Below are 11,523 nucleotides of genomic sequence, written 5' to 3'. Positions count from 1 at the left end.
CGCGCATCGTTCGTCCTCGTGCCATGTCCTGATCCCCCCGGGGTGGGCTCGGCGACGTCGTCGAGCTGAGGATGTGCGGTTGGTGAGACCGCGCTTCCTGAGCAATCTACAAGGCGCTTCCCCGGTGCTGGCGATACCCCCGTTCGGGGGCACACGGGATTCGATGTTCGATCGTTGACAGTTAGATGTCGAACGGTTAGCGTTCTGATCATGACGCACCAGGCACCTCGGCTCGACTCCCCCCTCCAGCAGATGCGTTGGATCGGGTGGGCCCAACGGAAGGCTGCCGAGGAGTGGGTCCGCGAACGCGACCTCACCCAGGAGCAGAGCTTCGTCCTCGGGTACCTGCAGCACACACCCGGCGCGATCCAGCGGGACATCGCCGACATCACCCGGACGAGCGCGGCGAGCGTCTCGAGCCTCCTGCAGGGGCTCGAGCGGCGCGGGCTCGTCGAACGCCGGGCGGACGCCCGGAACGCCCGGACGAAGCGCGTCTTCGCCACCGACGAGGGGATCGCCCTCATCGCCGGCTTCGAGGACGCCATGGTCGCCCTCGACGACGTCCTGCTCGCACCGCTCGACGCCGACGAGCGCGCCACCCTGCAGGCGCTCCTGCACAAGGTGACCGCGGAACTGCCGGAACCCACCCGGTGACCTGACCCGCGCCTCCAGGCCCGTCCAGGAGGCGCGACCCACCCACGCGCGTCGGCCCACGCCGATCGCGTCATCCGTCATGCCCTGCGGCGCCGACCCACGGTCGGCGCGCGCTCCGCCGTGCCCAGAAGGAGGCAGCCATGAGCACCACCGCACCCGACACCGCCGCGGCGAGGAACCGCTGGTACCTGTCCGCCGCCCCGATCGGCCGCGCCCTCGTCCACCTGTGCGTCCCGATGGCCGCCGCGATGGTCGTCAGCGCCGTCTACAACGTCATCAACGCCGGCTTCGTCGGATCGCAGCACGACACCTCGCTGCTCGCCGCGATCACGTTCGGCACCCCGCTCCTCGGCATCGTCATGGCCGTCGGCGGCGTGTTCGGCGTCGGCGGCAGCGCCCTCATGTCGCGCATGCTCGGGGCCTCGGAACACGATCCGGCCCAGGCCGACGACATCAAGCGCGTCGCCGCCTTCGCCCTCTGGGGAGCCGTCGCCACCGGGGTCGTCCTCGCCGTGCTCGGCCTGGTGTTCCTGCACCCGCTCGTCGCCGTGCTCGGTGCCGACGCCGCCGCGGCGCCCGCCACGAGCGCCTACGTCGCCGTCATGCTCGCGTTCGTGCCGGTGCTCGCCGCGTCGTTCACGCTGGAGCAGATCGTCCGCTCCGAAGGGGCGGCGCGACAGGCCATGATCGGGCTCGTCCTGTCGACCGTCGGCAACCTCGTCTTCGACGTGCTCTTCATCCTCGTGCTGCACTGGGGCGTCGCCGGCGCCGCCCTCGCCGTCGGCCTCGGCAACGTCGTGGCGATCGGCTACTGGATCGTCTGGCTCCAGCGGAACAGCGCGAACGTGCGCTTCGCACCGAAGTGGTTCACGCTGCGGAGGGACGTCGTCGGGCCGGTGTTCGGCATCGGTTCGAGCGAACTGCTGCAGGCCGGGTTCCTCATCGTGACGACCCTCGTGCTGAACAACCTCGCTGCCGGGTACGGGGACGACCCGCTCGCGGCGATGGGCGTCGCCGTCCGCATCGCCCAGGTGCCCGAGTTCCTCGTGATGGGCGTCACGATCGGCGTCCTGCCGCTCCTCGCCTACGCGTTCGGCAAGGGTGACGCCGACCGGCTCCGCGCCGCGCTCCGTGGTGCCGCGTTCACCGTCGGGACGATCGTCCTGGTGTTCTCCGGCACGGTCTTCGTGTTCCGCGAGCAGGTCTTCACGATCTTCTCGGGCGACCGCTCGGTGCTCGCGATCGGCCTGACCATCCTGACCGCGCAGCTCGTCGCCACGATCGTGAACGGCTTCACCGGCCTGCTCACGTCGCTGTTCCAGGCGACCGGGATGGTGCTGCCCGCCATGGTCCTGTCGATGGCGCAGGGCGTGCTGTTCATCCCGATCGTGCTCGTCGGGAACCTGTGGTTCGGGCTCGCCGGGATCATCTGGGCACTGACCGTCACCGAGGTGCTCGTGTTCGTCGCGGCGCTGGTGCTGTGGGCGCTGTCCCGCGGACGGATCGCCCGCGGTCTCGCCGCGGGGTCATCGGAGCGGGCGGACGCCGCGCTCGAGGAGGCGGCGGCGGTCTGACCGGACGCCACGACGGACGGGAGGCGCGGTGCCAGCCGGCACCGCGCCTCCCGTCCGTCAGACGCGTCAGCGCGTCAGCGGTCGGTTCAGAGCTGTTCGCCGAGGAAGTCCGCGTAGGACGGCTCGTCCCACGTCGGTCCGACCGCACGGAGCGTCTCGTCCGAACCACCGAGCCGCGCGGCGAGCAGGTCGGCGATGTCCTCGGGCGAGCGCATGCCGTGGCGGTGCCAGTCCTCCTGGCGGCGGTCGGTCACGCGAGCACCAGCTCGACGACGGAGACGGCCAGCGGGCCGAGGGGCGTCCGGGGCGAACCGGCGAACAGTTCGACGGGGTGCGAGAACGTGTGGAGCGTGGCGGTCACGTCGACCAGCCCTTCGTCGGAGTGATGCGCACTCCGGATCCGATCGGACCGTCCCGTCACGCCAGACCCCGCAGACCGCGAGGAGCATCATGACGACGGGACCCTGAGTCGGTCCGATGTCCACCAGCGTACTGTCGCGCGACGATCGGCACGAGAACCGTCCGGAACACGCATCGAGCACCCGTCGACACACCCCGGCCCGGATCGTCGCCGCGCCGGTACGGTGGGCGGGCACACCCGTACCCCGAGGAGCCCCATGCCATTGTTCGGCAGCCCGCACACCCCGCACCCCGACACCCCGCCGAGCAGGGTGACGAAGCTCTGGTCGGACTCGTTCGGCGGTCTGGCCACCCGCTGCCTGCAGCTGATCGTCCTGCTCGTGGTGGTGATCGGCATCGTCTACGCCGCGGCCACGCTGAGCGTCGTCACGATCCCGGTGCTCCTCGCGCTCATCATCGCGTCCGCCATGCACCCCGTCGTGTCGTGGCTGCGCCGGCACCGGGTGCCGTCCGTACTCGCGACCCTCGCAGTCCTCATCGGCGTGCTCGTCGTGCTCGGGCTGGTGAGCTGGCTCATCGTCGTCGCCGTCGTCTCGCAGTGGCCCGACCTGCAGAAGTCCGCGTTGCGCGGCTTCGACCAGCTGCAGGACTTCGCGTCGACGCTGCCGATCTCGATCGACCAGTCGCAGATCGACGAGGCCGTCAAGGGCATCCAGGACTTCGTCACCAGCTCGCAGTTCGGCTCCGGCGCCCTCGCGGGAGCGTCGGCCACGGCGAACTTCCTCACCGGTCTCGTGCTGATGATCGTGGTGCTGTTCTTCTTCCTCAAGGACGGGCCGCGCATCTGGGAGTTCCTGCTCCGCCCGTTCACCGGCGCACGCTACGAACGGGCCCGTCGCGTGGGCGACCGGGTGGTGCTGACCCTGGGCGGGTACGTCCGCGGCACCGCCACCGTCGCCGCGGTCGACGCGATCGGCATCGGGGTCGGCATCGCGATCGTGGGCGTCCCGCTCGCGCTCCCCCTCGCCGTCGTCGTGTTCATCACGGCGTTCATCCCGATCGTCGGCGCCACCGCGGCCGGCATCCTCGCCGCACTCGTCGCCCTCGTCGCACTCGGTCCGGTCCCGGCGCTGATCGTCGTCGGCATCGTCGTGCTCGTCAACCAGCTCGAGGGCAACCTGCTGCAGCCGGTCCTGATGGGCAAGACGCTGAAGCTGCACGGCCTCGTCATCCTGATCGGGCTGACCGCCGGCACCGTGCTCGCGGGCATCACCGGCGCGATCATCTCGGTGCCGCTGCTCGCCGCCGCCTGGGGAGCGATCCAGGTGTGGGACGGGCCCGACCAGCCGGCACGCCCGTGGCGCCAGAAGCGCGAGGAGACCGCGGAGGCGCGCTGACGCGGGTCGTGCGTCCGCGTCGGGCGCGGGTGCGGTCGGGCGCTCGGGCGCTCGGGCGCTCGGGCGCTCGGGCGCTCGGGCGCTCGGGCGCTCGGGTCGGCTGTGCCGTCCGCGCTGCCGCCCCGGAACGACAACGTCGATGTCGTACGACGTCGACGATGTCGTTCGCCCGCGGCTGCAACAGTTGCACACGCCCGGCAGCGACGTCATCGATGTCGTACGACGTCGACAATGTCGTTCGACCCCGGCCCGTCCGCCGGCCCGGGCGCAGCACACCACGTCGAAGGGGGCCTCCGCACGTGGCGGAGGCCCCCTTCGTCGTACCGTGTGGTGGTCAGTCGGTGCCGGAGTCGAACGCTGCACCCTCGGACGCGAGGTCCGTCCGACGACCGAGCGCGTCATCGGCGTCCGAGGTGACGACCGCGCCGCCGAGGATCTCCTCCGACTCACCCGCTTCGAGCTGCCCGACGAGCTCGCCCGTCGCGCCACCGATGAGGCCGGCGGCGGCGTACTGCTCAAGGCGTGCCCGGGAGTCCGCGATGTCGAGGTTGCGCATCGTCAGCTGGCCGATGCGGTCGTCCGGACCGAAGGCGGCGTCGCCCACGCGCTCCATCGAGAGCTTGTCCGGGTGGTACGACAGCGCCGGCCCCGTGGTGTCGAGGATCGTGTAGTCGTCACCGCGACGGAGCCGCAGGGTGACCTCGCCCGTGACCGCCGAGGCGACCCAGCGCTGCAGCGACTCACGGAGCATGAGCGACTGCGGGTCGAGCCACCGGCCCTCGTACATCAGGCGACCCAGTCGGCGGCCCTCGTTGTGGTACGACGCGACCGTGTCCTCGTTGTGGATCGCGTTGAGCAGGCGCTCGTAGGCGATGTGCAGCAGCGCCATGCCCGGCGCCTCGTAGATGCCGCGGCTCTTCGCCTCGATGATGCGGTTCTCGATCTGGTCGGACGCACCGAGGCCGTGGCGGCCACCGATCGCGTTCGCCTCGTACACCAGGGCGACGGCGTCCGCGTACTCGACGCCGTTGATCGCCACGGGGCGGCCGGCCTCGAAGCGGACGGACACGACCTCGGTCGCGACCTCGACGTCGTCACGCCACGCGGCGACGCCCATGATCGGCTCGACGATGTCCAGGCCGCTCGAGAGCTCCTCGAGGCTCTTCGCCTCGTGCGTGGCGCCCCAGATGTTGGCGTCGGTCGAGTACGCCTTCTCGGTGGAGTCGCGGTACGGGAAGCCACGGGCGACGAGCCACTCGCTCATCTCCTTGCGGCCGCCGAGCTCCTCGACGAACTCGGAGTCGAGCCACGGCTTGTAGACACGCAGCCGCGGGTTCGCCATCAGGCCGTAGCGGTAGAACCGCTCGATGTCGTTGCCCTTGTAGGTGGAGCCGTCGCCCCAGATGTCGACGCCGTCCTCCTTCATGGCGCGGACGAGCATCGTGCCCGTCACGGCGCGGCCGAGCGGCGTCGTGTTGAAGTAGGTCTTGCCGCCGGAACGGATGTGGAACGCGCCGGTCTGCAGGGCGACGAGGCCCTCTTCCACCAGGGCGCTCTTCGCGTCGACGAGGCGGGCGATCTCGGCACCGTACTCGTGCGCGCGCCCCGGGACGGCGTCGATGTCCGGCTCGTCGTACTGGCCGATGTCGGCCGTGTACGTGCAGGGCACCGCTCCCTTCTCGCGCATCCAGGCGACCGCGCAGGAGGTGTCGAGACCTCCGGAGAACGCGATGCCGACTCGTTCGCCGACGGGGAGACTGCTCAGGACCTTGGACACGACGTCAATCGTACGGGGAGTCCAGCCGGTACATCGCGCTCGCGGTGCAGGGACTCGAACCCCTGTGCGTGTGCTGGTGCCCCTGGAGGGACTCGAACCCCCAACCGTTTCCTTAGGACGGAACTGCTCTTCCATTGAGCTACAGAGGCTGGCCCCACCACTCTAGCGGCGGAACGGCTCCAGGAAGGCCCGCACCTCGTCGACGAAGAGCACCGGCTGCTCGAACGGCGCGAAGTGCCCGCCCCGGTCGAGCTCGTGGTGGTACACGAGGTTCGTCGTCCGCTTGAGCCACTCCACCGGCGCCCGCACGATGTCGCCCGGGAAGATCGAGAACCCGGACGGCACCTCGACCCGACGGGCCAGCTGCGACGCCGGGATCGCCGCGTTGGCGTGGTACATCCGCATCGAGGACCCGATCGTGGCCGTCGCCCAGTACTCGGTGACGAGCGCGAGCACCTCGTCTCGCGTGTACACCGACCAGAGGTCGCCGCCGCAGTCGCTCCACGACCGGAGCTTCTCCACGATCCAGGCCGCGAGCCCGGCTGGTGAGTCCGTCAGCCCGACCGCGGCGGTCTGCGGCCTGGTGCGGTGCAGCATCGCGTAGGCGCCCTCGGCGGTGCGCCAGCGGTCGGTCGCCGCGACGAACTCCTGCTCGGCGGCGGAGAGCGTTGATGCGTCGAGGCCGGGCCACGCGAGCCCGCCGTCGATCCGGTGCACGGCGACGACGCGGTCGGGCTGGTCGAGCGCCAGGTACCGGGCGACGTGCGAGCCGATGTCCCCGCCGGACACCGCGAACCGCTCGTACCCGAGGTCGGTCATGAGCGTGGCCCACAGGCCCGCGACCTCGCGGGCGTCGAGCACGCGGGGCGGGGCGTCCGAGAAGCCGTACCCGGGCATGTCCGGCACGACGACGTCGAACCCGGCGTCGACGAGCATCGGGACCACCTTGCGGAACCGCCACCCGGAGTCCGGCCAGCCGTGCGCCAGCAGCAGCGGGAGGGCTCCCGGTGTCGCCGCGCGCACGTGCAGCACGTGGATGCCGATGCCGTCGACGACCGTCCGACGCGACGGCAGGGCGGCGAGCGTCGCTCGGTGCGCCGCGAAGTCGAAGCCGTCCGCCCAGTACGCGACGAGCGCCCGCAGCTCGTCGACGTCGATCCCGAGCGACCAGCCCGTGCCGACCGGGGCGTCGGGCCACCGGGTGGCCCGGAGCCGCGCACGGAGGTCCGCGATGGTGTCGTCGTCGATCCACGGGGTCTCGGCCATGGCGGCACGCTACGCCGCGCACCCGACACTCCGACGCGGGTCCCGGCGGACGCATCGCGCGCGCAGGCGGCGCCCGACCGTCCGACGCGGGTCCCGACAGTCCGACGCGGATCCCGGCGGACGGGAGGCGCGGGCCGGTGCCGACCCGCGCCTCCCGTCCGCCACGCCGCCAGGCGCGGCATCAGCCGCTACGCGGCCACGAGGTACTCGTCCCACTCCGACTGCGGACGCTCGATGCCCCGCACCACCCACGACGCCCCGTGCGGCGCCTTCGGGCGGAAGCGGAGCCGCCACCCCATCTCCTGCGGGGTGCGGTCGCCCTTGGTGTTGTTGCACGCCAGGCAGCAGGCGACGAGGTTCTCCCACGAGTCCTCGCCACCGCGGGAGCGGGGCTGCACGTGGTCGATCGTCGTGGCGTGCCGGTCGCAGTACGCGCACCGGTTCGCGTCCCGGCGCAGGACGCCCCGGCGGGACACCGGCACGAGCCTCGAGTGCGGGATGCGGACGTACCGGGTGAGGATGATGACGGACGGACGGTCGTAGGTCGACGTCGATCCCGTGACCGGGTGGTCGAGGTCGGCGGCGACGATGGCGGCCTTCTGGTTCATGACCAGCACGAGGGCCCGACGGAACGAGATCACCGCGAGGGGCTCGTAACCGGCGTTGAGGACGAGAGTGCGCATGGGTTCCCTTCCGACGTGCCTGGACGGCTTCCAGGCTGTGCGGGTGCGTCGGACCGGGGTACCGCGCAGGTGACCTCCGCTCGCGCGAACGGCCCCTGAACCACGAAGAGCACCACCCGGATGGGCAGTGCTCTCGTCATGCAGGGGCGTGCTCGTGCACGCAGGCGGTGGTCGACCATATGTCGACGTGCGCGCGCCGACCCATGGTGCGGGTCGTGCGGAACGCTGACATGGGGTCTCCCTGCTCGGACCGTTCGGGCCGGTGCAGGGTCAGGGTACGTCAGAAACCGGCCCGGCACGAGGGTGCACGGGCCGGTTCCGGCGATGTTCACGGGATCGACGCTCGGGCGTCGCAGGCGAGGGGCCCCGTGGGCACCCCGTCGTCAGATGCCGAAACGGACGATGTGGTAGTCGCTGGTCCAGATCGGACGGATCGAGACGGAGCCGCCGGGCTTCGGGGCGTCCATGATCATGCCGTTGCCCATGTAGAAGCCGTCGTGCGCCTCGTTGTTGAAGATGACGACGTCACCGGGCTGCGCCTCGGACTCGGGGATCGTGGTGCCGGCCTGGTCCTGCAGCGGCACGGAGTGCGCGAGGTTGATGCCGTACTGCGCGTACACGAACATGACGTAGCCCGAGCAGTCGAAGCCCGACGGGTCGGCCCCGCCGAAGACGTACGGGGTGCCGATGTACTGCTTGGCGGTGGCGACCACGGCCGGCAGCGAGAACGGGGTGTTCGCGGCGGTCGACGAGGCGACGTAGTCGGAAGCGCTGGGGCCCGTGTACGAGGCGTACTGCGACGCGGTCTGGGCGCGGGCCGCCTGGGTGGCCGCAGCCTGCGCGGCGGCCTGCTTCGCGGCGGCGTCGGCGGCCTTCTTCGCGACCTCGGCGTCGAGCGTCGACTGGGAGGTCGCGCCGTAGCCGTCGCGGCTCGTCCCGGCGAGGGCGACCGCGTCGGAGACGGAGAAGTTCTGGGCCTGGGTGGTGCGGACCTGGCGCTGCGCGGCGGCGGCGTCGGCGTCGGTGCCGGTCGACTGCGACGTCGCGGCGAACGCGGGGGCGACCGCGACGGTGCCGAACATGCCGACGGCGACCGTCAGGACGACCGGCGCGAGGAACCGGCGCTTGCGGGCCGACGAGCTCGCCTTGGTCGTCGCGGCGGCACGGGCTGCCTGGGCTGCGCGGCGACCGCCGGGGAGCGGGGCATCGCGAACCGGGGTCACGGTGCGCGCTGCGCGGCGTGAGACGGGGGCGTCGGTGGCGATCACGGTGTTCGTCGGGTTCGCGGGCGTCTGGTCGTCCGCGGCGGAACCGGTCTGCGTCAAGGGGTGTCTCCGGCGTCTCGTCACCACTGCCAGCGGGGGTGATCGCCGGCCGTGCAACCCCATCCGTTCGTCATCGTTTCCGATCGAGACAGGAGACGGGTTCGAGACGTCCTGTCACGGGTCCTGGGCCTCGTGGGTGGCCGGCGGACTCGGACGAGTGTACGTGGCGACCGTTACCTTGTCGAGATGAAAACGCCCGTTTGTAACAGAACGGTAAAGAAGCCCTGATCAGCGCGCAGGAATCGGCCTCGCCCCAGTTCCGGGGGCAGACGCCTCAGGAACGTTCGATGTAGACGTGCTGCGCGACCTCGGTCGGCAGCTCGATGCCGGCGTCCTCGCCGTCGACACGCACCGCCACGTAGGCGCCGGCGCGCTGCACGCTCGCGACCCGGCCGGGCATGACCCCGGCGGACCGCAGCTGGTGGAGGAGCTCCGGCTCGAACTGCACGGGCTCGCCCAGGCGGCGGATGACCCCGGTCGCCACGGCGTCGGTGCCCTCGGTCGCGGCGACGATGTTCTGCACACCGTCGAGGAAGCCCGGTGCCGCCGGTCCGCCGATCTCGGCCAGGCCGGGGATCGGGTTGCCGTAGGGGGACTCGGTCGGGTTGCCGAGCATCTCGAGCAGCCGGACCTCGACCTGCTCGCTCATCACGTGCTCCCAGCGGCATGCTTCGTCGTGGACGAACGCCCAGTCGAGGCCGATGACGTCGGAGAGCAGCCGCTCGGCGAGCCGGTGCTTGCGCATCACGTGCGTCGCGCGGGACCGTCCCTCGTCGGTGAGCTCCAGGTGACGGTCGCCCGAGACGACGACGAGGCCGTCGCGCTCCATGCGGGCGATCGTCTGCGAGACCGTGGGACCCGAGTGGCCGAGGCGCTCCGAGATGCGGGCGCGCAGGGGCACGATCGCCTCTTCCTCGAGGTCGAGGATGGTGCGAAGGTACATCTCCGTGGTGTCGACGAGATCGGTCACGGTCCGCCTCTCATGTCTGGGCCCAGCGCGCCCCACCCTACTTGTTCGGGACGACATGGAGCGACCGACGCTTGTACGACGCAAGGAAGGACGTGCGTGATGCGGCCAGGAGGCGCGGTATCGGCCCGCCCCGTCCGGCCGGTACACGGTCACTTGCGCTGGGATACCGCTCGTTAGGATCGGTGCATGGCAGACATCGTCATCCCCGCCGAACTCCTCCCGACCGATGGCCGATTCGGCTGCGGACCGTCCAAGATCCGTGGCGCCCAGCTCGAGTCCCTCGTGACCCGCGGCGCGACGATCCTCGGCACCTCCCACCGTCAGAAGCCCGTCAAGGACCTCGTGGGCAGCGTCCGCGCCGGCCTCGCCGACCTCTTCGAGCTGCCCGACGGCTACGAGGTCGTCCTCGGCAACGGCGGCTCGACCGCGTTCTGGGACGCCGCCGCGTTCGGGCTCATCGAGCGCCGTGCCGAGAACCTGTCCTTCGGCGAGTTCGGCTCGAAGTTCGCCAAGGCCGCGGGTGCCCCCTGGCTCGAGGCACCGCACGTGGTCGAGGCCCCCGGCGGATCCCTCGCGTCGCTCGAGCCGGTCGAGGGCGTCGACGTCTACGCCTACCCGCACAACGAGACCTCGACGGGCGTCATGGCCCCGGTCGTCCGCGCCGCGGGTGACCCCGGCGCCCTGACCGTGGTCGACGCGACGAGCGCCGCCGGTGGTGCCCGGTTCGACGTCGGCGCCACGGACGTCTACTACTTCGCCCCGCAGAAGAACTTCGCCTCGGACGGCGGCCTGTGGCTCGCGCTCTTCTCCCCCGCGGCGATCGAGCGCGTCGAGCGGATCGCCGCGAGCGACCGCTACGTCCCCGAGTTCCTGTCGCTCAAGAACGCCGTCGACAACTCGCGGCTGAACCAGACGCTGAACACCCCCGCACTCGCCACCCTGATCCTGCTCGACGACCAGGTCCGGTGGATCAACGAGTCCGGCGGGCTCGGCTGGGCCGACGCGCGCACGAAGACCTCGTCGTCCACGCTCTACGACTGGGCCGAGTCGGTCGACTACGCGACGCCGTTCGTGACCGACCCCGCAGCCCGGTCGCAGGTCGTCGCCACGATCGACCTCGACGACGCGATCGACGCCAAGGCCGTGGCCGCGACCCTCCGCCAGAACGGGATCGTGGACACCGAGCCGTACCGGAAGCTGGGTCGCAACCAGCTGCGCATCGCGACCTTCACCGCGATCGACCCGGACGACGTCGCCAAGCTCGTGCGGGCGATCGACTTCACGGTGGACGCCCTGCGCTGAGGCGGTCGGTCCTCGTGACAGGAGGCGCGGGGGGCGCGGGCCCCCCGCCCCCGCGACCGCGCCGGGGCCCGGGCGGGCCCCCGCCGGGGCGGGGGGGGGGCCGGGGGGCCCCCCCCCCCGGGGGGGGCATTTGGCGGAGGCGTTTTTTGTGGGGTGCTTGGGGGAAGGCCCTGGGCGGGATTGTTGCGGGGCGAAGCGGGGGGACCAGTGGGGGG

10 protein-coding genes and 1 tRNA gene are annotated in these 11,523 nt (G+C 71.4%); 4 read left to right on the top strand and 7 right to left on the bottom strand.

Translation table 11 applies throughout. The annotated features are described in order from the left end of the window. Nucleotides 1-210 precede the first annotated feature (210 nt). Nucleotides 211-654: a MarR family winged helix-turn-helix transcriptional regulator gene (locus ACNQOV_RS09345; protein WP_416394290.1), complete on the top strand. Its 444-nt coding sequence runs from the start codon at nt 211-213 to the stop codon at nt 652-654. A gap of 140 nt (nt 655-794) precedes the next feature. Next, nucleotides 795-2,228: an MATE family efflux transporter gene (locus ACNQOV_RS09340; RefSeq protein ID WP_416394289.1), complete on the top strand. Its 1,434-nt coding sequence runs from the start codon at nt 795-797 to the stop codon at nt 2,226-2,228. 86 nt (nt 2,229-2,314) lie between these two features. On the opposite strand, the gene ACNQOV_RS09335 is transcribed toward ACNQOV_RS09340, so the two are convergent. Then, nucleotides 2,315-2,482 (bottom strand): hypothetical protein, encoded by a 168-nt coding sequence (locus ACNQOV_RS09335; protein ID WP_022906582.1) that lies wholly within the window; start codon nt 2,480-2,482, stop codon nt 2,315-2,317. A gap of 363 nt (nt 2,483-2,845) precedes the next feature. Here ACNQOV_RS09335 and ACNQOV_RS09330 point away from each other — a divergent pair, with 363 nt between their 5' ends. After that, nucleotides 2,846-3,985, top strand: a complete 1,140-nt coding sequence (locus tag ACNQOV_RS09330; RefSeq protein WP_416394288.1) for an AI-2E family transporter — start codon at nt 2,846-2,848, stop codon at nt 3,983-3,985. Between the two features lie 334 nt (nt 3,986-4,319). On the opposite strand, the gene argG is transcribed toward ACNQOV_RS09330, so the two are convergent. From argG to ACNQOV_RS09300, 6 genes are all read right to left on the bottom strand, one after another. Continuing rightward, nucleotides 4,320-5,762, bottom strand: a complete 1,443-nt coding sequence (argG, locus tag ACNQOV_RS09325) for an argininosuccinate synthase (RefSeq protein WP_402267101.1) — start codon at nt 5,760-5,762, stop codon at nt 4,320-4,322. A 74-nt stretch (nt 5,763-5,836) separates the two neighbouring features. Next, a tRNA-Arg gene (locus ACNQOV_RS09320) sits at nt 5,837-5,911 on the bottom strand. A gap of 13 nt (nt 5,912-5,924) precedes the next feature. After that, nucleotides 5,925-7,028, bottom strand: a complete 1,104-nt coding sequence (locus ACNQOV_RS09315; protein WP_416394287.1) for an epoxide hydrolase family protein — start codon at nt 7,026-7,028, stop codon at nt 5,925-5,927. 188 nt (nt 7,029-7,216) lie between these two features. Then, entirely contained in the window at nt 7,217-7,711 is a 495-nt protein-coding gene (locus ACNQOV_RS09310) for an HNH endonuclease (protein ID WP_022906594.1), read from the bottom strand. Between the two features lie 383 nt (nt 7,712-8,094). Next, on the bottom strand, nt 8,095-9,036 hold the full coding sequence (locus ACNQOV_RS09305; RefSeq protein ID WP_416394286.1) for a C40 family peptidase: 942 nt from the start codon (nt 9,034-9,036) through the stop codon (nt 8,095-8,097). 274 nt (nt 9,037-9,310) lie between these two features. Next, a complete protein-coding gene (locus tag ACNQOV_RS09300) occupies nt 9,311-10,006 on the bottom strand; it encodes a metal-dependent transcriptional regulator (protein ID WP_022906596.1) in 696 nt (231 codons plus the stop codon). A gap of 186 nt (nt 10,007-10,192) precedes the next feature. Here ACNQOV_RS09300 and serC point away from each other — a divergent pair, with 186 nt between their 5' ends. After that, nucleotides 10,193-11,308, top strand: coding sequence for a phosphoserine transaminase (gene serC, locus ACNQOV_RS09295; protein ID WP_416394285.1), 1,116 nt, complete (start codon nt 10,193-10,195; stop codon nt 11,306-11,308). Nucleotides 11,309-11,523: the final 215 nt, after the last annotated feature.

This window comes from Curtobacterium sp. LFS084 (genome assembly GCF_047977705.1).
GTDB lineage: Bacteria > Actinomycetota > Actinomycetes > Actinomycetales > Microbacteriaceae > Curtobacterium.
Note: the sequence above shows the minus strand (reverse complement) of the source record. Positions and strands in the feature narration are given on the sequence as shown.

What these genes read in the sequence shown, in the direction of transcription:
- ACNQOV_RS09345 (WP_416394290.1), top strand. Translation starts at nt 211, where the DNA reads ATGACGCACCAGGCACCTCGGCTCGACTCCCCCCTCCAGCAGATGCGT.
- ACNQOV_RS09340 (WP_416394289.1), top strand. Translation starts at nt 795, where the DNA reads ATGAGCACCACCGCACCCGACACCGCCGCGGCGAGGAACCGCTGGTAC.
- ACNQOV_RS09330 (WP_416394288.1), top strand. Translation starts at nt 2,846, where the DNA reads ATGCCATTGTTCGGCAGCCCGCACACCCCGCACCCCGACACCCCGCCG.
- ACNQOV_RS09315 (WP_416394287.1), bottom strand. Translation starts at nt 7,028, where the DNA reads ATGGCCGAGACCCCGTGGATCGACGACGACACCATCGCGGACCTCCGT.
- ACNQOV_RS09310 (WP_022906594.1), bottom strand. Translation starts at nt 7,711, where the DNA reads ATGCGCACTCTCGTCCTCAACGCCGGTTACGAGCCCCTCGCGGTGATC.
- serC (WP_416394285.1), top strand. Translation starts at nt 10,193, where the DNA reads ATGGCAGACATCGTCATCCCCGCCGAACTCCTCCCGACCGATGGCCGA.